At 61.6% G+C, this 23136-nt stretch carries 23 protein-coding genes; 6 read left to right on the forward strand and 17 right to left on the reverse strand.

Annotated features, from left to right (window positions below):
• Positions 1-4: 4 nt before the first annotated feature.
• Entirely contained in the window at positions 5-448 is a 444-nt protein-coding gene (locus tag FHX03_RS03945; RefSeq protein ID WP_003588567.1) for a hypothetical protein, read from the forward strand.
• 52 nt (positions 449-500) lie between these two features.
• Here FHX03_RS03945 and visR read toward each other — a convergent pair whose 3' ends face one another.
• The 13 genes from visR to FHX03_RS04010 form a co-directional block, all read right to left on the reverse strand.
• Entirely contained in the window at positions 501-1247 is a 747-nt protein-coding gene (gene visR, locus FHX03_RS03950; RefSeq protein WP_003588568.1) for a transcriptional regulator VisR, read from the reverse strand.
• 8 nt (positions 1248-1255) lie between these two features.
• Positions 1256-2002: a transcriptional regulator VisN gene (gene visN / locus FHX03_RS03955; RefSeq protein WP_003584236.1), complete on the reverse strand. Its 747-nt coding sequence runs from the start codon at positions 2000-2002 to the stop codon at positions 1256-1258.
• Positions 2003-2343: 341 nt separating this feature from the next.
• The gene (gene fliF, locus FHX03_RS03960) at positions 2344-4035 is read right to left on the reverse strand and encodes a flagellar basal-body MS-ring/collar protein FliF (protein ID WP_003588571.1); all 1692 of its coding nucleotides are present in this window, start codon (positions 4033-4035) and stop codon (positions 2344-2346) included.
• A 110-nt stretch (positions 4036-4145) separates the two neighbouring features.
• Entirely contained in the window at positions 4146-4535 is a 390-nt protein-coding gene (locus FHX03_RS03965; protein WP_003588573.1) for a hypothetical protein, read from the reverse strand.
• 16 nt (positions 4536-4551) lie between these two features.
• Positions 4552-5106 (reverse strand): chemoreceptor glutamine deamidase CheD, encoded by a 555-nt coding sequence (cheD, locus tag FHX03_RS03970; protein WP_003588575.1) that lies wholly within the window; start codon positions 5104-5106, stop codon positions 4552-4554.
• Positions 5103-5492: a response regulator gene (locus tag FHX03_RS03975; RefSeq protein WP_003556488.1), complete on the reverse strand. Its 390-nt coding sequence runs from the start codon at positions 5490-5492 to the stop codon at positions 5103-5105. Before FHX03_RS03975 ends, cheD begins: the two co-directional genes overlap by 4 nt.
• A gap of 1 nt (position 5493) precedes the next feature.
• Positions 5494-6537 carry a protein-glutamate O-methylesterase CheB gene (gene cheB, locus FHX03_RS03980; protein ID WP_131711073.1) on the reverse strand — a complete coding sequence of 348 codons (1044 nt, stop codon included), beginning with the start codon at positions 6535-6537 and terminating at the stop codon, positions 5494-5496.
• Positions 6534-7442: a protein-glutamate O-methyltransferase CheR gene (gene cheR / locus FHX03_RS03985; protein ID WP_097623865.1), complete on the reverse strand. Its 909-nt coding sequence runs from the start codon at positions 7440-7442 to the stop codon at positions 6534-6536. Before cheR ends, cheB begins: the two co-directional genes overlap by 4 nt.
• The gene (locus FHX03_RS03990) at positions 7439-7906 is read right to left on the reverse strand and encodes a chemotaxis protein CheW (RefSeq protein WP_088937874.1); all 468 of its coding nucleotides are present in this window, start codon (positions 7904-7906) and stop codon (positions 7439-7441) included. The genes cheR and FHX03_RS03990 overlap by 4 nt, the downstream gene beginning before the upstream one ends.
• A gap of 4 nt (positions 7907-7910) precedes the next feature.
• On the reverse strand, positions 7911-10202 hold the full coding sequence (locus tag FHX03_RS03995) for a chemotaxis protein CheA (protein WP_183852644.1): 2292 nt from the start codon (positions 10200-10202) through the stop codon (positions 7911-7913).
• A 17-nt stretch (positions 10203-10219) separates the two neighbouring features.
• Positions 10220-10585, reverse strand: a complete 366-nt coding sequence (gene cheY1, locus FHX03_RS04000; protein ID WP_003570362.1) for a chemotaxis response regulator CheY1 — start codon at positions 10583-10585, stop codon at positions 10220-10222.
• The gene (locus tag FHX03_RS04005; protein WP_003588585.1) at positions 10582-10878 is read right to left on the reverse strand and encodes an STAS domain-containing protein; all 297 of its coding nucleotides are present in this window, start codon (positions 10876-10878) and stop codon (positions 10582-10584) included. The genes cheY1 and FHX03_RS04005 overlap by 4 nt, the downstream gene beginning before the upstream one ends.
• A 63-nt stretch (positions 10879-10941) precedes the next feature.
• Positions 10942-12570: a globin-coupled sensor protein gene (locus tag FHX03_RS04010; RefSeq protein WP_183852646.1), complete on the reverse strand. Its 1629-nt coding sequence runs from the start codon at positions 12568-12570 to the stop codon at positions 10942-10944.
• 625 nt (positions 12571-13195) lie between these two features.
• Between FHX03_RS04010 and FHX03_RS04015 the strand changes: the two genes are divergently transcribed.
• Complete coding sequence (locus tag FHX03_RS04015) at positions 13196-14617, forward strand: ArnT family glycosyltransferase (RefSeq protein ID WP_183852648.1); 1422 nt, start codon at positions 13196-13198, stop codon at positions 14615-14617.
• A 152-nt stretch (positions 14618-14769) separates the two neighbouring features.
• Here the strand turns inward: FHX03_RS04015 and FHX03_RS04020 are convergent, their stop codons facing one another.
• Complete coding sequence (locus tag FHX03_RS04020; protein ID WP_183777205.1) at positions 14770-15069, reverse strand: helix-turn-helix transcriptional regulator; 300 nt, start codon at positions 15067-15069, stop codon at positions 14770-14772.
• Between the two features lie 34 nt (positions 15070-15103).
• Between FHX03_RS04020 and ybaL the strand changes: the two genes are divergently transcribed.
• The 4 genes from ybaL (at position 15104) to FHX03_RS04040 (ending at position 20876) form a co-directional block, all read left to right on the forward strand.
• Complete coding sequence (gene ybaL / locus FHX03_RS04025) at positions 15104-16924, forward strand: YbaL family putative K(+) efflux transporter (protein ID WP_183852650.1); 1821 nt, start codon at positions 15104-15106, stop codon at positions 16922-16924.
• Between the two features lie 54 nt (positions 16925-16978).
• The gene (locus tag FHX03_RS04030) at positions 16979-17359 is read left to right on the forward strand and encodes a hypothetical protein (protein WP_183852651.1); all 381 of its coding nucleotides are present in this window, start codon (positions 16979-16981) and stop codon (positions 17357-17359) included.
• An 83-nt stretch (positions 17360-17442) separates the two neighbouring features.
• Positions 17443-19992, forward strand: coding sequence for a protein translocase subunit SecD (gene secD, locus FHX03_RS04035; protein ID WP_097623859.1), 2550 nt, complete (start codon positions 17443-17445; stop codon positions 19990-19992).
• Positions 19993-20165: 173 nt separating this feature from the next.
• Complete coding sequence (locus tag FHX03_RS04040; RefSeq protein WP_183777202.1) at positions 20166-20876, forward strand: sensor histidine kinase; 711 nt, start codon at positions 20166-20168, stop codon at positions 20874-20876.
• Positions 20877-21001: 125 nt separating this feature from the next.
• On the opposite strand, the gene FHX03_RS04045 is transcribed toward FHX03_RS04040, so the two are convergent.
• The 3 genes from FHX03_RS04045 to FHX03_RS04055 all read right to left on the reverse strand — a co-directional run bounded on the left by FHX03_RS04045 (position 21002) and on the right by FHX03_RS04055 (position 23027).
• Positions 21002-21439, reverse strand: a complete 438-nt coding sequence (locus FHX03_RS04045; protein ID WP_097623857.1) for a response regulator — start codon at positions 21437-21439, stop codon at positions 21002-21004.
• Positions 21440-21470: 31 nt separating this feature from the next.
• Complete coding sequence (locus FHX03_RS04050) at positions 21471-22175, reverse strand: helix-turn-helix transcriptional regulator (RefSeq protein ID WP_097623856.1); 705 nt, start codon at positions 22173-22175, stop codon at positions 21471-21473.
• 474 nt (positions 22176-22649) lie between these two features.
• The gene (locus FHX03_RS04055; protein ID WP_097623855.1) at positions 22650-23027 is read right to left on the reverse strand and encodes a response regulator; all 378 of its coding nucleotides are present in this window, start codon (positions 23025-23027) and stop codon (positions 22650-22652) included.
• Between the last annotated feature and the right edge of the window lie 109 nt (positions 23028-23136).

The raw sequence follows: 23136 nt of genomic DNA on the forward strand, positions 1-23136 counted from the left end.
CCGAATGAAAAAATGCCCTCACTCTACCCAGCGTGAAAAAATCCTCGCAGTTGCGATCAGCCCGGTCGCCACGGAACTGCGCCTTCTGGATGCTTCTGACCTTATTTCGCTGCTGCGCTTCGAGTATTACGGCAATCTTTCCGATCTCGTCGCTTCGGCGGCAGAGCTTTTCTTTCATCCGGGCACTGTGAATTTCGGCCTCGGCGGCAACTATACGCTGGAGTGGGGCGGCAAGCCCGAAGTCGTTCTCGATCTGGAAATTAAGCCGCGCGGCGTCACCGTCTATGCGCAGCTGACGCTTGCCGAAGATCACGCCGGCATCGAGATCAACCATATCGCGTTCCAGGATCCCTCGGCCGATCCCGATGAAAACACCCGCTTCCTCGAAAAGAGCCTTCGAGAATCGCGCTACAGCGTCAGCCAGGCGCCGCGTGCGCTGGCCAGCTGATTTGTCATCGAGACATGAGAGCTTTCATCCGCTCAGCTGAGCTGAGCGGGGTTCAGCTGATATAGCCGAGCCGGATCGCCTTGGCGATCGCCTGGATGCGATTGACGGAATCGAGCTTGATCGTCGCCGAGCCGAGATAGGCGTTGACGGTATGCACCGACAGGCCGAGCTTGTCGGCAATCTCTTCGCTGATGCGACCGTCGCCGGCAAGCTGGAGACAGGCGATCTCGCGTTCGCTGAGGGCTTCGGCGGCCGCCGTGCGGCGTTCGTCGAGCGAGAGCAGATCCATCATGATATGGCAGCAGCGACCGTGCAGCTCGACGATGGTATCACTCGAGGGATCGATCTCATCGCCGGTGAAAACGATAAAACCGTTGCCGACGGCGCCGAGCCGCACCGGAAAGGCAAGGCCGGAAAAGGGCACGATCCCATCCTGCAGCCGCGTCATGAACGGCGCGAAGTCGGCAGGACCGGGGGCGGCACGGTCGCAACCGCCGGCCCATGAGAGCGGCAACAATGACTTCTCGATATGCTCGAGAAGGACATCGCCGTAGGCATCCGTGAAAGCCTTGCCGAAACCGGCATTGGAAGACCCCCAGTTTTCGAGCTCGCAGACAAGGCGCTGCTTTGCCGGAATACCCGAGCCGCTGACGCGGAAGATCGCGAAGCCGTGAGCATCGGCGAGTTTCTGCATGGCAATCAGCCGCGGAAAAAGATCGGACCGGCTGGAAATCCTGTTCACACGCACCATGCGCGACTGCTCGGCACTGCTCATCGTCCTGGCTGATGGATGCGCCATGGCTCCCCCTATACGAGATTGTTGCGGACGGCGAAGGCAATGGCCTCGGAGCGGGTCTTGGTCGCCGTCTTGCGCATCACGCTGGTAATGTAGTTGTTGATGGTATTGCGGGAGATGCCGAGGATCATCGCGATCTCGTCGCTCGTCTTGCCCTCGGCGATCCAGAACAGGCATTCGAGCTCGCGGTCGGTCAATTCGAAATCGCGATCGACCCTGGTACCGCCGCAGCGCAGGAAACTCGCGACGTAACCTGCAAGCAGGCCGACATCCCGCAGGCGCTCCGGCGACAGGATGAACCCCTCGCCGAACAGGAACATCAGGGCGAGCCGCGACCGGCCGACATTGAAGGTCACGGAGCAATATTGGCGGCTGGCGCCGTCCGGCACGTCGGCATTGTCAGGCATAAGAGCAAAATTCGGCTGGAAGACCTGCATGCATTTTTCCAGCTCCGTCGAACGGGCGTAGCCGCGAACCAGATCGTTGGCGATATCCCTGACCAGATCAAAAGGCCAATCCGACGAGACGATGAAATCGAGGCCGCTTTCCTGGAGGAGATCGCAGCGCGCCAGAAGGTAGTGCGAAGCACCGACATACTCCGTCAGCGCGCGCAGACCGGACTGCAACCTGCCAGTGTTGGCGACACCGTGCAGGCGCTGGAGCAGTTGATCGCGTGGCAACAGATCCGGCACCACAGCGCTCGCAAAATTCGACATTTGCCTCTCGCCTTTGCTCGCCTGAATTACATCCATATCCATTGGCAATGTCCTGCGGCTGAGAAACGATCAAACTCGGTGCAACAGCAATTTTTCTATAAGGGATTCAATTCGAGTCCCGCTCGAATCCCATTTCGAATCACCCAAGGGTAAGCCAGCCGATGCAAATCACCATCTCCGACTTCTAGGGATTTACTTCCACTGCCGCGCATGCACTGATTCGATGATCAATTCCAGCCCTCAAGACAAGGAGAGGCTAAGGTGATTCTGGCTGTATCGCAACTTCATTCGCGTTTTACGCGAGTCCAGGATCAGACAACTATCCTTTACAGAAACGACACTGGGCATCGACATGAAAAAAGGCCGGTTGCCCGGCCCTTTTCTTACGCTGCTTCGTCGATCGCCCATTTCCGGAGGATTTTCGCAGCGCGTTCCTCGTTGATCTCGACCATGCGGGACAGCTTGCGTTCCGGGCCTTCCTTGACGCGGCGGTTGAAGTTGCCGTCGTCGTCGCCGAGGCTGAGCAGATCCTCGGTGCTGTCGAAGCCGAAGTCGGATCCGAAACCGTCCATGAGGGCTCCTCCGGAAGCGCCGGCTGCCGGCGCGAAGTCCGGAAGCTCGAGGCCGGCCGCCTCCGGCGTGGCGTCGCCGAGAACCGAAGAGCTGCCGTTGCCGCTGACGCTGCGCACCAGAGGCCGCAGGCCCATCCAGACCACCACAAAGGCGACCGCGACAAAGGCTAGCGAGTTGATGATGCCGGCCAGGTTGCGGCTCAGCATATCCATGACGCGAACACCACCGGTGGCGTCTTCGAGCAGCTGGTTCTCGAGGAAGTCCATCGCCGTAACGGTGACGACGTCGCCGCGCTTGGCGTCGATGCCGGACGCCGAAGCAACGATCTTCTGCATTTCCGCAAGATAGGCGTCGATCTTGGCCTGGTCGGCCGGCTCGCCCACCATCTTGGCGATGCGGCCCTTATTGACCACGACGGCGATCGAAAGCTTCTCGACCTTGTAGCTGTTGCGGGTGGTCGCCGTCGTCCGGCTGTTGATTTCGTAGTTGGTCTGCTCTTCACGCTTGTCGGACTTATCCTGCGATTCCGGTCCGGCCGAACCACCGGCCTCGGGAGCTGCCTGCGGAATGTTCTGCTCGACCGTCGTCGCGCTGTCGGACTGCTTCTGCTGCGACTGCTGGGCTTCCTTGGTGGAGCGGACCGAGCGTTCGACCTTGGATTCGGGATCGTAGGTGGTTTCCTGGATCTGCTGGGCGTCGGTGTTGAGATCGGCGGTGACGCTGGAGCGGAAGTTGTCCATGCCGAGGAAGGGTGCGAGCGCCTTGTCGATGTTGGATTCGACTTCCTGTTGGACGTTCTGGACGATGTTGAGCGAGCGGTTCAGCGAGCTGTTGCTGGCTTCGTCGCCGGACGCGAGCAGCTGACCGGCCGAATCGAGGATGGTCACGTCATCGACGTCAAGCCCCGGCACGGCCGAGGCGACGAGGTGGCGGATCGAGGTCGCAGCACTGCGCCCGGTGGTGGCGCTGGCGCGAATCATGACGGAGGCGGTCGGCTTCTGCTCCGCCTTCCGGAAGTTTCCGACCTCCGGCATGACGATATGCACACGCGCGGCTGTTATGCCCGAGATCGACTGGATGGTGCGGGCGATTTCGCCTTCCAGCGCGCGAACCCGCGTCACCTCCTGCATGAAGGAGGTCAGGCCCAGCGAGCCGACATTGTCGAAGAGTTCGTAACCGGCATTGGCGCTGTTCGGCAGGCCGCGCTCGGCAAGCAACAGGCGGGCCTTGCCCGTCATCCCCGCGGGGACGCTGATGCTGGTGCCGTCCGTGCCGACCTGGAAATCGACGTTGGCTTCGGCAAGCGCCATGCTGATCTGGTTGAGATCGGGCGAATCCAGACCGACATACAAAGTTTCCTGTGCCGGCTTGTTGACGAAAAGAGCGGCCGCAAGGACGATTGCGATGGAGACGGCACCGACGCCTCCGAGAATCATCAGGCGTGTTCGGCCAAGGGAACCGAAGTTCTTAAAGATCTGAACTAATTGATTTAACAGATTCATTCTGTTCTCGCACGATTCGTCAAAGACAAAGCAGGCTTATTGCCTCATCTGACGAATAATCGGCGAAACTTGCGCGAGCGTTTCGTAAAGGGCGCGCAGCCCCTGAAGGGCTAGAAGAAATCGAAGTCGCCGGCTGCCTTGCTCAGGGGCTGGGAATGGCCGTGGCGCGTGGCGCCGCCCAATGCCTTCTGCATCTCCGCCAGCTTGACGAGGCTGAGCGCGGTCGCAACGTCGACGGCCCAGCCGTGCGGGATTTCGCCGGTGATGGTGTCGATGAACTCGGCAAGGCCGCGCGATTTCTGCACGGCGAGATCGATGCCCTGCATGACCTTCATGGCATCCGGCGAATTCAGAATTTCGGCGCCGCCGAGATCGAGAAGCTGCGGCTCGATGCGCTCGATGAGATAGGCAACGTCGTGCAGTTCGGAAACGATGCGCATCAGGATGTCGCTCAACGCTTCAACTGGCGCAGGCGGCTCCATGACCGAATTAAACGTCATATAAAAATCCTCGCCATCAAAAAAATTCGATACTGGTTTCGACGGGCTTCGGCGGAGCGGCGGGGCGCTGCTCGAGAGCAACGGTTCTCTGCGTTTCGGCGCCGGTCAGCGGGTATTGCCGGGCACGGCCGGAGACGGGCCAAAATTCAAGCTTGCGTCCATGATCTCCGCCTGTGGAGGAGCCGACCACCGGAATGCCTTCATCGCGCAGGAACTGCATGGCAAAGGCCGCGTTCTGCTCACCGACATTGGAGAATGTCGAGATCGTTTTCGCACCGCCGAAGATCTTGGCCTCCAGCCGGTCGCGCCGGGCGCCCTGCTTGAGGAGACCGTTGATCAGCAGCTCCATCAGATGCACGCCGTAGCGCGTCGCATCGCCGCCTGACGTCGGCGAGGTCGCCGAGCCCGGCAGCAAGAAGTGGTTCATGCCGCCGATACCGGCGACAGGGTCTCTGAGACACGCAGCCACGCACGAGCCGAGAATGGTCGAGAGGACCGCATTCGGATCGCTCAGAACCTTGTACTCGCCCTGAATGATGTGCACGCGGCGGGCTGCCCCCTCAGTCATCATTTCAAGGCTCCAAACACGGCTTCGATAGCCGCTTTCATCTTCTCGATCGTGAACGGCTTGGCGAGCACGTTGTTGGCGCCGAGCTGGGCTGCCTTCTGTACCAATGCGCGGTCGCCTTGGGCGGTGAGGATGATAAAGGCCGCCTTTTTGGTGTTCGGGTTGGTGCGCACGGCCTGAAGGAAGCCGATGCCATCCATCTTCGGCATGTTGAAGTCCGAGATCACCAGGTGGTGCGGTTGCTCGGCCATGATCTTCATGCCCTGCTCGCCGTCGCCTGCAGACGTGATCTGCTTGAAACCGAGCTGGGTCAGCGCGTCGCTGAGCAGCAACCGGCTCGTCACCTGATCGTCGACGATCAGAACTTTGATTTTCTCCGCGATCGACATTTTATTCGGTCCCTTCCTTTCGGGCGGCTGTCATTTTCAATATTTCTTCACCGATGGCAGACAGGGGCAACTGCTGCTCCACGGCGCCAAGTTCATGAGCAACCCTTGGCATTCCGTAAACGACACAGGTTTTTTCGTTCTGGCCGAGTGTTCTGGCGCCGGCGTGGCGCATTTTCAACAATCCGGCGGCGCCATCGCGGCCCATGCCGGTCAAGATCACGCCGACGGCGTTGCGGCCAGCCAGCTCGGCGACCGAATCGAATAGCACGTCCACCGATGGGCGGTGACCGTTGACCGGCGCCCGGTCGACGAGACGGCAGCACGGCGCCGAGGCGTTGCTGACCTGGAGATGACGCTCGCCGCCCGGCGCCAGATAGATCTTGCCGATTTCGAGGCGGGCACCATCGGTCGCTTCCTGCACCACCGGCGCACAGAGGCGGTTCAGGCGTTCGGCGAAGCTCTTGGTGAAGGTCGGCGGCATATGCTGGGTGATGACGGTCGGCGGGCAATTGGCCGGAAACTTCTGCAGCACGGCGATGAGCGCCTCGACGCCGCCTGTGGACGAGCCGATCGCGACGATCTTGCGGCCGACGCGGAAATCGGCGACGGCGGGCGGAGGTGCCGGGGCGGCCACCGGCTGGGAAAACTGGCGCTGCGTGCGGGCGGCTGCCTTGACCTTCTCGGCGAGATCGCCGAAGGGCCTGAGTTCGCCCGGCGCCGGCTTGCCGACGCAATCGAAGGCGCCGATCTCGAGCGCTGCAAGCGACGCCTCGGCGCCGCGATGGGTCATTGTCGATACCATGATGACGGGCATCGGACGCAGGGTCATGATCTTTTCGAGGAAATCGAGACCGTTCATGTTCGGCATCTCGATGTCGAGCGTCACGACGTCGGGGTTCAGCCGCTTGATGGCCTCGCGCGCTTCCAGCGCATCGCCGGCCTGGCCGATGACATTGACCTCGGGGTCGGAACTGAGGACGGCGGTGATCAGCCCCCGCATTGTCGGGGAGTCGTCAACGACGAGAACCCTTGCCGGAGCGCTCATGCCTTCCTCCCGAGACCTTTGGCCGTGTAGCGATAGGTTGTGATGCCGATATTGTCGAAGACGTGTTTCGCTTCGCCGGACACACGCTCGGAATGGCCGATATAAAGATGACCGCCTTCCGGCAGCAGGCCGGCGAAACGCTGCCAGATCTTCATCTGCGTCGGTTCATCGAAATAGATGACGACGTTGCGGCAGAAGATGACGTCGAACTTGCCCTTGAACGGCCATTGCGCCATCAGGTTCAGTTCGTTGTAGGTGATCAGCCGCTTGACGCGGTCATCGACCTGGAACTTTCTGCGGCCCTGGATCTCGACTTCGCTGAACCATTGCTTGCGCATGGCGGGCGAAACGGTTTCGAGCGCGTTTTCGTCATAGGCGCCAGCCCGGGCGATCGCCAGGATCTTCGGGTCGATGTCGGTTGCCAGGATCTTGAAGTCGTAATCGGCGACATTCGGCATCAGCGACAGCACGGTCAGCGCGATCGAATAGGGCTCCTGCCCGTCCGAAGAGGCGGCCGACCAGATGCGCACCCTGCCGCCCGATTTCGCCCGCTGCAGAAGCTCCGGCAGGACATGGTCGCGCAGGTGGTCGAAATGATGGTTTTCGCGGAAGAAGCGGGTAAAATTGGTCGTCAGATGCGACAGCATCTCGCGGCGCGGCGCCGCACCCGCCGGCGAAGCGACGAGGTCGCAATATTCCCGGAAACCGGACAGGCCGAGATTGCGGATATGCTTCGACAGGCGCGAATAGACCAGAGACGCCTTCGTCTCGTTGAGGAAGATGCCGGCATCCGAATAGATCATCGCGGCGATCTCCGTGAGGTCGCGGCGCGTCAGCGGATATTCTCCGCTCGCCAGGACCTCGTCGGACCCCTGTCTCTGATCTTTTGCGCCCATTGCGTTCATGCGGCTTCGCTTTCGGTCTCGGGAAAGAGGGATTCGAGTTCGATCAGGCAGATCATGCGCTTCTCGATGGCAAGAATGCCGCGGGCAAATTGACGTTCGAGCTCGGAGGAAATCTCGGGCGTCGGCTGGATGGTTTCGTCGGTCACCGTCAGGATATCGGACACGGCGTCGACCAGGAGGCCGACCACCTTGCGCCGCACCTGGGCGACGATGATGACATGACGGGCCGTCGGATCGGCCGGCTTCATGCCGAGGCGGGCGGCAAGGTCGATGATCGGCAGCACCGCACCGCGCAGGTTGATGACACCGAGCATATAGCCAGGCGAGTGCGGCATCGCGGTCGCCGGGGTCCAGCCGCGGATCTCACGAACCGACATGATGTTCACGCAAAATTCCTGATCCCCGATGCGGAACGCGATCAGCTCGCGATCCCCCTCGTTCAGATTTTTTACGGCGTACGACATTCCCTTACCCTACCGCTGCTAACGACATTTCTGCTTTGAGCGACTGGCCGCGCGAGGCGCCGACAACCGCGTCGACATCGAGAATGAGAGCGACGCGCCCGTCACCGAGAATGGTGGCGGCGGCAATGCCCGGCACATGGGTGTAGTTGGCTTCCAGGCTTTTGATGACCACCTGGCGCTGGCCCTGGATGGCGTCGACCATCAGGGCGCGCTGGCCGCCGCCTTCGGATTCCACCAGAAGCGCCACGCCCTCGACCGGGTTGGCCTGGGTCGCGCGGAAGTTCAGGATGCGGCCGACATCGACCAGCGGGCAGAAGCTGTTGCGGATCGAGATCAGCCGGTGGTTCGCACCGAAGGAGTGGATCGCGGAGGCTTCCGGCTGCAGGGTTTCGACGATCGCGGTCAGCGGCACGACCAGCGTCTGGCCGGCGACGGTGACCACCATGCCGTCGAGGACGGCGAGCGTCAGCGGCAGGCTCATGGTGAAGACCGAGCCGTGGCCGGGCTTCGAGGTGATGTTGATACGGCCGCCGAGCGCCTGGATCGAACGCTTGACGACGTCCATGCCGACGCCGCGGCCGGAGATGTCGGAGATCTTGTCGGCCGTCGAGAAGCCCGGCAGGAAGATCAAGTTGTCGATTTCCTCGTCCGACAGGTTGGAATCGGCCGGGATGAGGTCGTTGTCGATCGCCTTCTGGCGGACCTTCTCGCGGTTGATGCCGGCGCCGTCGTCGGCAAGCTCGATCAGGATGCGTCCCGAACGGTGCTTGGCTGTCAGGCGAACCGTGCCTTCGGTGTTCTTGCCGGCGGCTGCGCGCTTTTCCGGCGTTTCGATGCCGTGGTCGACGGCATTGCGGATCATGTGGGTCAGCGGCTCGGCCAGCTTGTCGATAACCGTCTTGTCGACTTCGGTGTTTTCACCTTCGGTGATCAGACGGATCGACTTGCCGGTCATGTCGGCGATTTCGCGGACGATACGCGACATGCGCTGGAAGACCGGCTTCACCGGCTGGGCGCGGATCGCCATGACCGAGTCCTGGATCTCGCGGGTGAGCTGCTGCAGCTCTTCCAGGCCCATGTTGATCGAGGAGGTGCCGGTCGTGTCGTTCTCGATGACGCTCTGTGACAACATCGCCTGGTTGATGACCAGCTCGCCGACGAGGTTGATCAGGCGGTCGACACGGTCGAGATCGACGCGGATCGTCTGGCCGGCGCCGGCGGCATTGTTCTGGGCGGCAGCAGCACTTGCGGCGGCTGCTGCGGCGGCTGCCGATTCCTTCTTTTCGACGCGGGCGGCAGCGGCGGCCATCTGCGTGACGTTGGAAGCGGTCTCGGCGGCGGCAACGGCAGCGGCGGCCTCGGCTGCCGCAGTGCCGGAAACGTCTTCCGCAGCACCCGCTTCGTCCAGGATCGACAGATCGAAGGGAACCGGCACCATCGGCAGTTCGTCGTTGCTGGTCGCCTCAGCCCTTGCTTCCTCGACCGGCTTCACCGTCAGTTCGCAATCCCATTCGGCGAATTCGAAGACGGTGCGAATGGCGTCTTCGCCCTTGTCCGTCTTGATCGTGACGTTCCAGAAGAAATAAGCGCCTTCCGGATCGAGTTCATCGAGGCCCGGCAACTCATCGCTATTGCAATAGATGGTCATCTCGCCGAGGCGCGAGAGGTCGCGCAGCAGCAGCGTGGCGTCATTGCCCTTGGAATAGAGTTCGTAGCGCGGCTTGAAGATGACTTCATAGGCCGGCATGCCGGAGCCTGCATCGCCTTCGCCGCCAAAATCGTCGAAGGAAAAGGGGACCGGCTGGAAGCCGCTGTCGTCGGTCGGCTTGGGAGCCGGCGCCGGAGCGGCGGCGGCGGGCTTTGCGGCGGCCTTGGGCGCCGGTGCCTCGGCCAATGCCGAGGGAGACGGCAATTCACCGTTGGCCAGCGCCTCGAGCTCCTTGACGAGACCGCGGCTGCGGCTTTCATCGACACTGCCGCCGTCGCGCGCAGCATTCGTCAGGTCGGCGAGCACGTCGGCCGACTTCAGCATCACCTTCAGGACGTCCTGGGTCGGCTCAAGCTTATTGGATCGAACGCAATCGAGAGTGGTCTCGAAAACATGGGCGAAGGCGACCAGATCATCAAGGCCGAAGGCGCCGGCGCCACCCTTGATCGAATGCACGGCACGGAACACCGCATTGACGGTTTCCGGATCGCGATCGCCATCATTCATTTTCAGAAGACCGGATTCCAGCTCGGCGAGCTGTTCCTCGCACTCCTGGAAAAAGATCTCTTTGATTTCGTTCATATCCATAGGAGCAAATCCTGGGTTTAAGCGGTTACACGCTCAATGGCATCGATCAGCTTGGCCGGGTCGAAAGGCTTGACGATCCAGCCGGTGGCGCCAGCCTGGCGGGCGCGGTTCTTCTTTTCCGCGTCGCTTTCGGTGGTCAGGACCAGGATCGGGATCGCCCGATATTTCTCGTTGCGGCGGACACCTTCGATGAAGCCGAAGCCGTCGAGGCGCGGCATGTTGATGTCGGTCACGATGACGTCAGGATTGGACTCTTCGAGAACCTCAAGACCCTCGACGCCGTCTTCCGCCTGAATCGTCTCGAAGCCGGCATTGTTAAGCGTCACGAGAAGCATGTTTCGGATGGTGCGGGAATCATCCACGGTAAGAACTTTTTTCTTCATTGCCGAATCTCCTTGGCAAGCAGGTGATCAATATTGACGCCCACCAGCTGCATGGTTTTCTGAAATGCGTCGGACACCTTGGAAAAGGTGAATGGCTGCTTGTCCTGCTCCCAGGTCTTCTCGGCGGACATCAGAACCTGGGCGCACAGAGCACCGATCCGTTCAACGCCGGAAGCGTCGATCGACAGACCGCTGCCCCTGAGGGAGAGGAGTTTATCGCGCAAGGCGGAAGCCTCGTTGAGGTCGAGCACCGCTGTCAGATCCAGCGTCTTGCCACTCTTCTTTGCTACCATCAGCTTTTCCTTGTCCCCTTGTCCCCGGCTCGAGCAGACGAGCTGAGGCAATCATCCGATAGGTTAGTAAACATTCCGCCCACCTCCGACGCCTGCGAAAGGCTGCGGAAGGCTAAAATCATCATTTTCGTAGTCGTCCTCGGCCACTGCCGGACGGGCGGCGGCTTCGATGGCGCGCGGCGGGGTCACACGAACCGGCGCCGGGCGCCCGGCATTGGCGTTTTCCCGGGCGATGCGGAATTCGCGAATCGTCTGGCCGAGCTCGACAATGACGGTATGGAGGTGGTCGGCGCCTTCGGCCGAGCGCTCCGCAAGGCCGGCGCTGCCTGCCACTTCGCCGCCCAGACCCTTGACGTCTGAAGTCACGCTATCCAGGCTCGCGGCATGTTCGCCGGTACGGGTGGCGATGCCGGCGATGGCGGCATTGATGTCGGTAACCTGGCGCACGATGCTGCCGATGGAATCCTGTGTGCGGCCGACCATCTGCACTCCGGCATCGACCTGCGATTTGGTCGTCGTCACCAGCGTCTTGATCTCGCGGGCGGCTTCGGCCGAACGCTGGGCGAGCGCGCGGACCTCCTGGGCGACGACGGCAAAACCGCGGCCGGAATCGCCGGCGCGGGCGGCCTCGATGCCCGCATTCAGCGCCAGCAGATTGGTCTGGAAAGCGATCTCGTCGATCGCGCCGATGATCTGGCCGATCTTTTCGGCCGACTGCTCGATATCGGCCATGGCGCTGATCGCGCGGCCGACGACCTCACCGCTTTCCTCGACGGCGGCGCGCGTCGAGGCGGCGGCCTGCTCGGCGGCGCGGCTGTCGGCGGCCCCGTCGCGAACGCTGGCGGCGATGCCGGCAAGCGCGGCGGCGGAAAGCTGCAGCCGGTCGGCTTGGCCGGACGCCGTGCCGGCGAACTGCCTGGACAGGCCGGCAAGCGAACCCGTCGCCGCTTCGGCCTTCAACGTGCGTTCGGTGATGGCAGTAAACTCTGCCTGGAGACCATCCAGTGCGCAGTTCAGCGCGGCGGCAGTCGCCGCATGGGCGCCGTCGACCGGCGCGCGCCGCGTCAAGTCGCGGGCGGAAAGGCCTTCGATGACATCGCCGAAGATCCTGACGATCTCGGCTTCGTTGTCGGCGCGCTGATCGGCGAGCGCACGGCTCTCGGCGGCGCGTTGAGCATTGAAGCGCAGCGAGACGGCAATTTCCACATCGACCATGACGAGGCGGATGATCGCCGTCATCAGATCGGAGATTTCGCGGGTGCGGCGCTTGGCCGACGGCAGCAGCGGACGGCCGGCAATTTCCTCGGCGAGACCGGAAACGACATGCTCCAGCATGACGCCGTGGCCGGCCACGTGCCAGCGCGGATCGAGGCCGATCTTGCTTTCGGTATCGGAGAGAACTTTGACGCGTTCGGCATAGAGGCTATCGAACCGTGCATCCGTCAGCACGTCCCAATGCGAGGACTGCAGATCATGCAGGCGCTCGACCTGGCGCTCGCTGTCGAAATTGCGCGCCGCGTCGGGGAAAGACTGGAACCTGTGGAAGAGATCTCTGAGGCCTGCCTTCAGATGCGCTTCGAGGGACGGCCGGTTGCGGCGCACCAGCTCGCACTGGTCGGCATCGAGGCCGGCAAAGCGCAGGCGGTCGCGCAAGCTGCCTGCCTGTGCTCCACGAGCCTGTTCTGATGGCATGTCCTGCCTCAACGCCTGTCCCCGACCCACTGTCCAGGCGAATGCCTGGTTAAAAACTTTCGCAGCATCCAGAGAACGCAAAGCCTCGAGACGGTTCTCACCACCGGTTACAACCGGCGGGTCGAAGCCCCCTGATCAGCTATGTTTCGGAGCTGTCTGAAGAGATGGATACCGGATCAACCCGGTACGGCGGGACGGCGTCATGCCTGGTGGGAACGAGTGCATCTTCCCATTCCGACGTGTAAACCAATGTTTATGGTTAATTCCTTGCTTGAAGGTTAATAAGCCCTTCGCATTGCCGGCTTTTGAAGCAATTCAAGGCCGCTTGCAGCAAATACTGCGGCGGAGTTGCACGGCTGCTACAAGGCACACGCAAGCTCCATGTTATAGGCCGGTCGATAACCAAGACATGACGTCGACAAGGACAGAGCAATGATTGTTCTCGGATTGGGTGCCTGCTTGATTGCAATGACGCTGCTTGCCGCCGTCGCCCGCCTCGATTCTCTCGCCGCAAACCGCGATATCAGCGCGCTTCGGGTTTTCTAAACCCCTCCCTGCCCGTTGGCAGTCCGGCACCTTTGGTGTATCGCACTGGCGCCTTTCATGTCAGCGGAACACGTGGTTCATGTCCCCCAGATCTGGTCTTCTCATCGTTCTCGGCTTCACGCTCTGGCGCGTCGTCACGCTAGTTTTCGACCGGACGGACCTTTTCGTCGATGAGGCGCAGTACTGGTTCTGGGCGCAGAATCTTGATCTCGGCTATTATTCCAAGCCGCCGATGATCGCCTGGGTAATCCGGGCGATGACCGCGCTTTCCGGCTCCGACGCCATCTACTGGATCAGGCTCTCCGGGCCGCTCATCCACATGGCGGCGGCACTTGTTTTGATGAAGGTTGCAAAGCGTTTCGTCGGCCCGGAGATCGAAGGCTGGACGGGCGCCGCCTATATTACCCTCCCGGGTGTGGCGCTTTCTTCGGTGTTTTTCTCGACCGATGTCATCCTGCTGTTCTTCATCGCGATCACCCTGCTTGCCTATTTCGGCCTGACACAGCGGCGCTCGGTCGGGCTGGCGCTGGTCATGGGCCTCGGCGTCGGCCTCGCCTTCCTGACGAAATATGCGGTGCTGTTCGTTGTTCCGGGCGGCGCGCTTGCCCTCCTCCTCATTCCGGCGGCGCGCATCGCCATCCGGGATTTCATCGTCGCAGTTGCGGTCGCGGCGGTCGTCGCCCTGCCCAACCTCTGGTGGAACCTGCAGCACAACAATACGACGGTGCGGCATACGCAGGATATCGCCCATTGGAGCGATCTCGGCATCAATCTCCGTCGCGGGCTTGAATTCTTCTCCGCCCAGTTCGGCGTCGTCGGGCCGATCATCTTCTTTGCGATGCTTTGGGCGGTCTATCGGATGATCAGGGGCAGGAGCGACGACCGGGAAAAGATGCTGGTCTGGCTGTCGATGCCGGTGGTGGTGCTGATCACGCTGCAGGCAACGGTCGCCAAGGCCTATGCCAACTGGGCCGTGACCGCCTATGTCGCCGGCACCATCCTCGCCGTCTGGCTGCTTTACCGGATGTGGCCGAAGGGCCTGCGGCTGTCGCTCGGCATCAACGGCATCGCCAGCCTGCTCTTTCCGCTGGCGACGATCTTTCCGCAGCAGTTGCTGCTGCCGAACGGCGACGAAGTGATGAAGCGCTATCTCGGCCGCGCCGAGGTCAGCCGCGAGACCGCCGCACTCGCGGCTCAGGCCGGCACCGACATCATCGTCACCGACGATCGCGACATGGTCGCCGATCTTTTCTACACGCTGCGCGATGCGCCCTACAGAATCTATGCACGGGCGCCCGCCGGCCTTCCGGAGAGCTATTACGAACAGGAATTCGCGTTGCCGGCCGACATCCCCGGAAAGGTGCTTTACCTGACGATCGGGCCCTTCAGCTGCGCCTCCGAGACGCCCGAGGTGCTGAAGAACTGGCAGCCGACCGAGGGCTATTACAAGGGCAAGTCGCTCTCCGTCTACAAGGTCGCCGCAGCCTGCTTGGCACCCTGAGCCAATCGATTCCGATTTAAAGCCTGTCGCGCAAACCCGTGCCGCGGTTTTCCCAGGCAAAGCGCGAAGCGCCTTTGCCGCAACGACATGCGTAAAAACGAACAACTAAAGCGCAAGGAGCGAATCTGAAAATCGCGACGCGCTTTAGGAAATTATGCCGTGGGCAGGCAGAGGCCGGTGCCCGCCCCTTCGATCTCGACGAATCTGACGCCGCCTTCCTCGAAGGCGAGGCGCAGCTGCGCCTCCGTCGCGCGGTGGATGTCGTGGTGGCGCCCCTCATAATCGCGGATGGTGCTGCGGGAGACGGCCGCCCTTTCGGCAAGATCGGTCTGGGTCCAGTCGAGCAGGCCGCGCGCCGCCCGGCAGAGAGCCGGGGTCAGAATTGTTTCCCTTGCGCCTTGACCCATGATTACAACTTGCCCATATTGGTCGATATAAACCATATATGTCACATTATAAACGGGATTTCCAGATCGGGAGACAGCAATGCCGCACGATACGCCCTTGATTTCGACAATCGTCGGCGGCCTCGTGCTGGCTTTCATCTTCGGCGCGTTTGCCCATCGGCTGCGCATGCCGCCGCTGGTGGGCTATCTGATTGCCGGCGTTCTGGTAGGCCCGCATACGCCGGGTTATGTGGCGGATCAGAGCCTGGCTCCGGAGCTTGCCGAAATCGGCGTCATCCTGCTGATGTTCGGCGTCGGGCTGCATTTCTCGCTCAAGGACTTGCTGTCGGTGCGCGGCATCGCCGTGCCCGGCGCGATCGCCCAGATCGCCTTTGCGACACTGCTCGGCTGGGGGCTCGGTGCCTTCCTGGGCTGGCCGACCGGCGGCAGCCTGGTCTTCGGCCTGGCGCTTTCGGTCGCTTCCACAGTGGTGCTGTTGAAAGCGCTGCAGGAGCGGCGCCTGGTCGAGACGGAGCGCGGCAGGATCGCCGTCGGTTGGCTGATTGTCGAGGATCTCGCCATGGTGCTGGCGCTGGTGCTGATCCCGGCCGCAGCCAGCATCGGCGGTGAGGGTCACGCGCCGGTCGAGCCGCTCTCGGCCGGACTGAACCGGCTGTTCGGGCTCGATCTCGGCATCGGCGGCATGATCGCCATGACGCTGGTGAAAGTGGCGCTGTTCGTGGCGCTGATGCTGGTCTTCGGCCGCAAGCTCATTCCCTGGACGATGCACCGCATCGCCCATACCGGGTCGCGCGAGCTCTTTCGGCTCGGCGTGCTGGCGATCGCGCTCGGCGTCGCTTTCGGCGCGGCCAAGCTTTTCGGCGTGTCGCTGGCGCTCGGCGCTTTCTTTGCCGGCATGGTGCTTGCCGAAAGCGAACTCAGCCATCGCGCCGCCCAGGAAAGCCTGCCGCTGCGTGACGCCTTCGCCGTGCTCTTCTTCGTCTCGGTCGGCATGTTGTTCGATCCGAACATCCTGATCGACAGGCCGCTGCCGATCCTCGCCACCATCTTCATCATCGTCATCGGCAAATCCGTCGCCGCCCTGCTGATCGTGCTCGCCTTCAAGAAGCCGCTCGGCACGGCGCTGACGATTTCGGCCAGCCTTGGCCAGATCGGCGAATTCTCCTTCATTCTCGCCGCCCTCGGCGTCGAACTCGGGCTGCTGCCGGAGGAAGGCCGCGATCTGATCCTGGCCGGCGCCATCATCTCGATCATCCTCAATCCGCTGCTGTTCTTCCTCTGCGACCGCATGCGGCCGATGCTAGAAGGCGCAAAAAGAGAGGAAGCCGTGGTGGAATCCGCCCCCTCCGCGGATGCGGCGGTCGCTCATGAAGAGGTGCAGCCCGAAGACGACGAGGTGCACCCGACTGCACTCCGCGGCCACGCCATTCTCGTCGGCTACGGGCGGGTCGGCAGCATCGTCGGACAGAATCTCAAATCGTCAGCCACACCTTTTCTCGTCATCGAGGATTCCGACAAGCGCATCGGCGAGCTGAGGGTGCAAGGGGTCGAAACCCTGATGGGCAATGCGGTGATGCGGGAAACCCTCGACCTCGCCAATCTTTCCGGCGCCCGCAGCATCGCCATCGCCATCCCGAACGCCTTCGAGGCCTGCCGCATCGCCGAGCAGGCGCGCAGCGTCAATCCGTCGATCCTCATCGTCGCCCGCGCCCATTCCGATGCCGAGGTCGATGAATTGAAGCACTATGGCGCCGACACCGTCATCATGGGCGAGCGTGAAATCGCGCTTGGCATGGTTGACCGGCTCGCTCAAGTGCATCATGACAGTGTGCCCTATGAAGACGGGCATGGGCCTGATACAATTATTGCGGCGGATGAGCCTCCGCCGCCAAAAGAATGAGAGATTGGCGCGCTTTTGAGCCGATACGGGAGTAACATCGCCGGGACGGAGAAGGTGGAGCTGGATCAGCACCATCTGACCAGCCGTGTCGCCGCTTCCCTGCTTGTCGCCATCCTTGCCTATATCGGCCTGCTCGTCGGCGGCAATCTGGTCATTTCGCCGGCTGCCGCCGTCAATACGCTTTCCTCTTCCGGCCGGGATACACAGCCGCCGCAGCTGACCGCGCGCGATGCCGTGCGTGGCGTGCTTGCCACCGAGCGCCGGCTTGCGCCGAAGCAGGCGGCCCATGACGGCGGATCGCCCATGCTTGCCGCTGCCCCGGTTGTCGATCTCGCCGGCTGGACCATTGCAGCCGCCTTTCCGGCATTTGATGCTCCGCGTCATGCCGCGATCTCCAGGACCCATCAGCCGCGCGGACCGCCGGCTGCTGCCTGACGTTTGCGCCGAGGCGCTTCCGACATCTGACGACATGCCGCCAGCGCCCGAGCGCCGGCCCTCGATTATCTAAGGAATACAACATGCGTACTTCACCATGGCTGGTGTTCACCTATACGGTGATCATCCTGATCGGCCTATTGATCGCCCTGCCTAACGTCCTGCCGCAATCTGTCCTTCAGCGCGTGCCGGCATGGCTGCCGCATGAACAGGTGTCGCTCGGTCTCGACCTTCGCGGCGGCTCGCATCTCGTTCTGGAAGTCGACGAGGCGGATCTGACCAAGGAGCGGCTGCAATCGCTGCTTCAGGATGCGCGTCGCGTGCTGCGCGAAAAGGGCATCCAGCCGAAGGCCGTCGTCCGCAGCCAGAACCAAATCGTCGTGACGCTGACCGATGCCACGCAGAGCGATGCTGCCGTCACCGACCTCAAGACGCTCGCCAACCCGATCAGCACCGGCCTCAGCGCCGGCCAGTCGGATCTTGATGTCATAGCGAACGGAGCGACCATTACCATCGGCTTCTCCAAGGCCGGCATCTCCGCCAATGTCGACAACGCCGTCCAGCAGAGCCTTGAAGTCATCCGCCAGCGCGTCGACCAGGTCGGCGTTTCCGAGCCGACCATTCAGCGCATCGGCGCCAATCGCGTGCTCGTGCAGCTGCCGGGCGCACAGGATCCGACGCGGCTGCGCCAGCTTCTCGGCTCCACGGCGAAGATGTCGTTCCATATGCTGTCGCCGAACAACCAGCCCGGCCCGGGCGTGACCATGCTGAAGGACGATGAAGGCCGGACCTATCCGGTGCTTGACCGCGTCGAACTCTCCGGCGACCGGCTTTCCGACGCCCGCGTCAGCTTCGACCCGAACACGCATGAGCCGATCGTCAGCTTCCGCTTCGACAGCGCCGGCGCCAGCCGTTTTGCCGATATCACCCGTCAGAATGTCGGCAATCCCTTCGCTATCGTCCTCGACGACAAGGTGCTGAGCGCGCCCGTCATCCGCGAGCCGATCACCGGCGGTTCCGGCCAGATCTCCGGCAACTTCTCGGCCGACAGCGCAACGACGCTTGCCGCCATGCTGCGCGCCGGCGCCCTGCCCGCCAAGCTGACGGTCATCGAGGAACGCACCGTCGGCGCCGACCTCGGCGCCGATGCCATCAAGATGGGTATTTATTCCGGCATCGTCGGCTTTATCCTCGTTGCAGTCTTCATTTTCGTTCTCTATGGCACCTGGGGCGTGCTGGCGAATATCGCGCTGCTGATCCACACGATCCTGACCTTCTCGGCCCTGACGCTGGTCGGTGCGACGCTGACGCTGCCGGGCATTGCCGGTATCGTTCTCGGCATCGGCCTTGCGGTCGATGCGAACGTCCTCATCAACGAGCGTATTCGTGAAGAGACCCGCAAGGGCAAGGGCGCCTTCGCCGCCATCGATACCGGCTTCAATCGTGCCTATTCGACGATCATCGACGGCAATATGACGGCCCTGATCGCTGCGGCCATCCTGTTCTTTTTCGGTTCCGGCCCGGTTCGCGGCTTTGCCGTGACCATGGCGCTCGGCCTGATCATCTCGATGTTCACCTCGGTCGCCTTCGTTCGCGTTGCGATGATCGAGATCACCCGCCGTCGGAAGTTCAAGGTGCTGAATATCCGGCCGTTGATCCCGTTCAGCCCTTATGACAAGCACATCGAGTTCATGAAGGCACGCTTCTTCGGCGTCACCGTGTCGGCGCTGCTTTCGATCGCCTCCGTCGTGCTCTTCATTCACCCCGGCCTCAACTACGGCGTCGATTTCCGCGGCGGCATCCAGATGTCCGTCAAGACCCAAGGGGTCGCCGATCTGGCAAAGTTCCGCGAAGGTCTTGATAGTCTCGGCCTCGGCGAAATCACGCTGCAGTCCTTCGGCGACAAAAGCAGCATTCTGGTTCGCGCCCAGCGGCAGGAAGGCGGCGAAGAGGCGCAGACGGCAGCGGTGACCAAGCTGAAGGCCGAAGTCGCCAAGATCGATCCGACCGCCACCGTCGAAGGCACGGATGTCATCGGGCCGAAGGTCAGCGGCGAGCTTGCCTGGGCCGGCATCCTGTCGGTGGTGATCGCCAGCCTCGCGATGCTCATCTATATCTGGGTGCGGTTCGAATGGCCGTTTGCCGTCGGCGCCATCGTCACGCTGGTGCTCGACGTCACCAAGGCGATCGGCTTCTTTGCGATCACCGGCCTCGACTTCAACCTGACGGCCATCGCCGCCATCCTGACGCTCGTCGGTTACTCGGTGAACGACAAGGTCGTCGTCTATGACCGCATGCGTGAAAACATGCGGCTCTACAAGTCGATGCCGCTGCGCGAGATCATCGACAAGTCGATCAACGAGACCCTGGCACGAAGCCTCTACACCAATGCGACGGCCTTCCTCGCCCTGGTGCCGATGGCGATCTGGGGCGGCAGCGCCGTCTCGAGCTTCGCAATCCCGATGGTCTTCGGCATTCTCGTGGCCGGCGCCTCGTCGATCTTCATCGCGGCACCGATCCTGCTCTTCCTCGGCGACTGGCGCCGCCGCCATGCCAAGGCGGCAGCGGCAACCGATGGCGCCGTCGAAATCATCCCGCCGGAACAGGGCCGCCCGCGCAAGTCGGCGAGCTAAAATCCGCCTGTTAACACATCCTTGAAGAGGGCGCCGGTTGCAGAGCCGGCGCCCTCTTTCTATTGTCGATGACTGCAAGGATAAAATCCTGCAGCGATTCAAAGGATTACCGCGCCCGTGGCGCGTCTGATAGGATGTGGGGCGCTAGCAGCAGAGATCGGGGAAACCGCCAAATGTCATCAAACCCGACGAGACGACCGGAAGAGGACGATAGCAGCGAGGAGCGCATCAAGCGTTTTCTCGCAACCGCCTCGCACGATTTGCAATCGCCGCTGCGCCATATCGCCATGTATGCCGAACTGCTGCTCGACGATCTCGAGGGAACGCTCGACGGCGAACAGCTTCAGAGCCTCCGGATGATCATGGAAAAGGCGCAAGCCGCGCAGCGCCTGACCAAGGCATTGATGAGCCTTGCCGGTGGAGCACCTCAGGTGACGCCCGAAGAAGTCGATCTGCAGGCGCTGGCCGAAAATGTCTGGGGCGAACTGACCGATGAAACCGCGGTTTCCGATGCGACACTGGAAAGCCAGGGTCTGCCCTCGCTCCGGAGCGATCCCGCCCTGCTCGGCCTAGTGCTGCAGCATCTGCTGATCAATGCGCTGACCTATCGCAGCGAAGCGCCGCTTCATGTGGTCATCAGCGCGGAGCGGGAGGTGGCGAATTGGTTCATCCGGATTTCCGACAATGGGGCGGGCATTGATCCGGCCTATCGGGAGCGGATCTTCGAGCCGTTCTGGAAATTGCCGAAGGCGGGAACGGTGCCGGGCGCCGGCCTCGGACTGACGACGGCGCGAGAGTTTCTGGCAGCGCTTGGCGGCGATCTCAGCCTCGAACATTCGGATCAAAGCGGCAGCCGCTTCCTCATCCGCCTTCCGGTCGCCTGAGCTTAAAGCGCGCCGCGTCAAACTTGATTCATGCGACGCGCTTTAGTTCTTTGTTTTGATGCATGTCGTTATCCCGGAACCGCTGCACACTACCAGGCGACATGCATCTGAAAGCGTGCGTCTTTTCAGATGCTGTAATCGTCCTTCCAGAAATCCGGGACGTCATAATTCACATATTCGCGGATGATGTGCTGCAGCGTCTGGGCGTCGATTTCGTCCTTGCCGATGCGGAAATCGACGCCGTAATCGGGGAATTCCTGGAAATAGCCGCCCGATATGTCGGTCGAGACGACGCCGATCGGGCCGGTGAAGCCGATGCCGCGCAGTTCCGGCACCGTTTCGCGGAAATCGGCGTTCGGCAGCAGGCGGTTGTCGAGCAGGATGAGATCGAAACGCGCCAAGCGGATCTTTTCCAGCGCGTCACCGATCGATGGCGAATATTCAACCTCGACGGCCGGCTCGGAGAGATCGGCGATCTTCTTCTTGAGCGCACGGAATTCGATGAATTCGTCGTCGACGAAGAGAACCTTCACGGCATTCTTTCGCACAGTTTCGGTGATCATCGACTTAATTTCCCCAATCCCGAAACCGGCTTCACGTGACCAAGCCGTTCCGCAAGGCGATCGCCACCATGTGAACGCGGTTGACGGCGTCAAGTTTGCGCGCAGCCGCGGTGATGTGCGAATTGACCGTATGTTCGGAAAGACCGAGAATGATGGCGATCTCAGCCGACGTCTTGCCTTCGCTCGTCCATTTGACGATTTCCTGCTCGCGCTGGGTGAGCCGCCCGGACATTTCCTGTGTCAGGATTTCCTCATAAAGCTTGTCGAAAATCCGCATCGCGTCGAGAAGCATATCGGCGATCTCGCTCTGATCCGGCTCCTGACGCTCGCCGCTGAGGACGAGGCAATAGCGCCGCCCTTCGGGGGTGAACAACGGGATGAACAGAAAGACGCCGCTCAGGAACTCATTGAAAACGAGATCCGAGCGATAATCTTCCGGCCGTACGCTCCTGCCATGAACCGGCGTTGCCAGAAACTGGGCGGACTTTGCCCGGACGGTCCCGAGCGCTTCCTTCAACGTCGTGATGAAAAGGCCGACACGCCGTTCGGCGACATTGGTGATGACGATATCGCGTTCCCCGAAAGGGGCAGACGCCTCGGAAATACGGGCAAGCGCGAAATTGTCGAAGTTGTAGTGCTGTGCCGCCGACTTCAGCAGCCGGAAAAAATCGGTGCGGTTGATCGCCCGGCTCAGCTCCGGTCCGGCATGAAAGGGAATTGCCGGGGCGTTGTTCATTCCCACTCTTCCTCTCCTCGATGCCTCCGATCCCGAAATCTTGGGATATACGTCTTAAACGCGAAGAGCTACAAAAATTGCGAGACAGTTGATGACGAATATCGAAACGGGGACTTTCGGCATTCAAAGGCGGAAATCATCAATTATCTCAGCTACAGGTGATGCACGGGCAGATTTTACTGAGCGCAGTAGTTCTTACCTGGGTATCGTTTTCTTCCTGCATTCAACATCCAAGAATGCAGGAAGGCAGTGCCAGACGTAAGCGCGAGAGAGCCGACAGACCCATTTGGCTAAGGGGTTGGCTGATGTTCGTGGCGGCGAACGCGGGTCGATCGGTTCTCTCAGCGCTTATTTTGCCAATCATTTGCTTCGCTTCGGTTGCATCTTGTGGTGCGGCCTCGACCTTGTCAATTGCGCTTTGTCAAATGGTTGGGACATGGGACGGGGAACAGGTTACCGGGCCTTCGCCGCTTCCTACAGCTCAAGATTGAGAATAATCCCGGCAAGATCAAGCGGCTTTTCCAGATAGGCGTCGGCGCCGGCCTCAAGCGAGCGCGCGCGGTCCTCGGCAGCATCCGAGCCGCTGCAGATGGCAAGCCGCATCGCCTTGAAACGGTCGTCCCGGCGCAGCCTTGTTACCAGGGCGATGCCGCTGTCGAGCGGCATGTACAGATCGGCAACCAGCAGTTCCGGCAGCGCCCAGCCTTCCGCCGCGCGCTGCTCCAGCGCCGCCAGTGCCGTCTCGGCGGTCGAAAAACAGAATAGATCGACATCTATCTGCTGCTTCCTGCGGATATAGTCGAGATAGAAGAGATCATCCCTGCTGTCGTCGACGTAAATTATGGTTGGCATTCAGCACCATGATTTGGATATTGTTCGATGAACCTTGCTGTCCTTCGACCTCACGATATCGCGATTTCGCGAAAATTCGATCCATCTTGTCGAAAAATCGTTTCGGAAA

Origin of the sequence: Rhizobium sp. BK456, assembly GCF_014194045.1 — a bacterium.
Taxonomy (GTDB): domain Bacteria; phylum Pseudomonadota; class Alphaproteobacteria; order Rhizobiales; family Rhizobiaceae; genus Rhizobium; species Rhizobium redzepovicii.

Bases quoted from the DNA above. Each gene is read 5' to 3' on its own strand.
- FHX03_RS03990 (WP_088937874.1), bottom strand. From the start codon at position 7,906: ATGTCGTACGCCGTAAAAAATCTGAACGAGGGGGATCGCGAGCTGATC.
- FHX03_RS03965 (WP_003588573.1), bottom strand. From the start codon at position 4,535: ATGACGTTTAATTCGGTCATGGAGCCGCCTGCGCCAGTTGAAGCGTTG.
- FHX03_RS03995 (WP_183852644.1), bottom strand. From the start codon at position 10,202: ATGGATATGAACGAAATCAAAGAGATCTTTTTCCAGGAGTGCGAGGAA.
- ybaL (WP_183852650.1), top strand. From the start codon at position 15,104: ATGCCGCACGATACGCCCTTGATTTCGACAATCGTCGGCGGCCTCGTG.
- visN (WP_003584236.1), bottom strand. From the start codon at position 2,002: ATGGATATGGATGTAATTCAGGCGAGCAAAGGCGAGAGGCAAATGTCG.
- cheB (WP_131711073.1), bottom strand. From the start codon at position 6,537: ATGAGCGCTCCGGCAAGGGTTCTCGTCGTTGACGACTCCCCGACAATG.
- FHX03_RS04040 (WP_183777202.1), top strand. From the start codon at position 20,166: ATGTCATCAAACCCGACGAGACGACCGGAAGAGGACGATAGCAGCGAG.
- cheR (WP_097623865.1), bottom strand. From the start codon at position 7,442: ATGAACGCAATGGGCGCAAAAGATCAGAGACAGGGGTCCGACGAGGTC.
- FHX03_RS04010 (WP_183852646.1), bottom strand. From the start codon at position 12,570: ATGCCATCAGAACAGGCTCGTGGAGCACAGGCAGGCAGCTTGCGCGAC.
- cheD (WP_003588575.1), bottom strand. From the start codon at position 5,106: ATGATGACTGAGGGGGCAGCCCGCCGCGTGCACATCATTCAGGGCGAG.
- cheY1 (WP_003570362.1), bottom strand. From the start codon at position 10,585: ATGAAGAAAAAAGTTCTTACCGTGGATGATTCCCGCACCATCCGAAAC.
- secD (WP_097623859.1), top strand. From the start codon at position 17,443: ATGCGTACTTCACCATGGCTGGTGTTCACCTATACGGTGATCATCCTG.
- FHX03_RS04050 (WP_097623856.1), bottom strand. From the start codon at position 22,175: ATGAACAACGCCCCGGCAATTCCCTTTCATGCCGGACCGGAGCTGAGC.
- fliF (WP_003588571.1), bottom strand. From the start codon at position 4,035: ATGAATCTGTTAAATCAATTAGTTCAGATCTTTAAGAACTTCGGTTCC.
- FHX03_RS04015 (WP_183852648.1), top strand. From the start codon at position 13,196: ATGTCCCCCAGATCTGGTCTTCTCATCGTTCTCGGCTTCACGCTCTGG.
- visR (WP_003588568.1), bottom strand. From the start codon at position 1,247: ATGGCGCATCCATCAGCCAGGACGATGAGCAGTGCCGAGCAGTCGCGC.
- FHX03_RS03945 (WP_003588567.1), top strand. From the start codon at position 5: ATGAAAAAATGCCCTCACTCTACCCAGCGTGAAAAAATCCTCGCAGTT.
- FHX03_RS04055 (WP_097623855.1), bottom strand. From the start codon at position 23,027: ATGCCAACCATAATTTACGTCGACGACAGCAGGGATGATCTCTTCTAT.
- FHX03_RS03975 (WP_003556488.1), bottom strand. From the start codon at position 5,492: ATGTCGATCGCGGAGAAAATCAAAGTTCTGATCGTCGACGATCAGGTG.
- FHX03_RS04045 (WP_097623857.1), bottom strand. From the start codon at position 21,439: ATGATCACCGAAACTGTGCGAAAGAATGCCGTGAAGGTTCTCTTCGTC.
- FHX03_RS04005 (WP_003588585.1), bottom strand. From the start codon at position 10,878: ATGGTAGCAAAGAAGAGTGGCAAGACGCTGGATCTGACAGCGGTGCTC.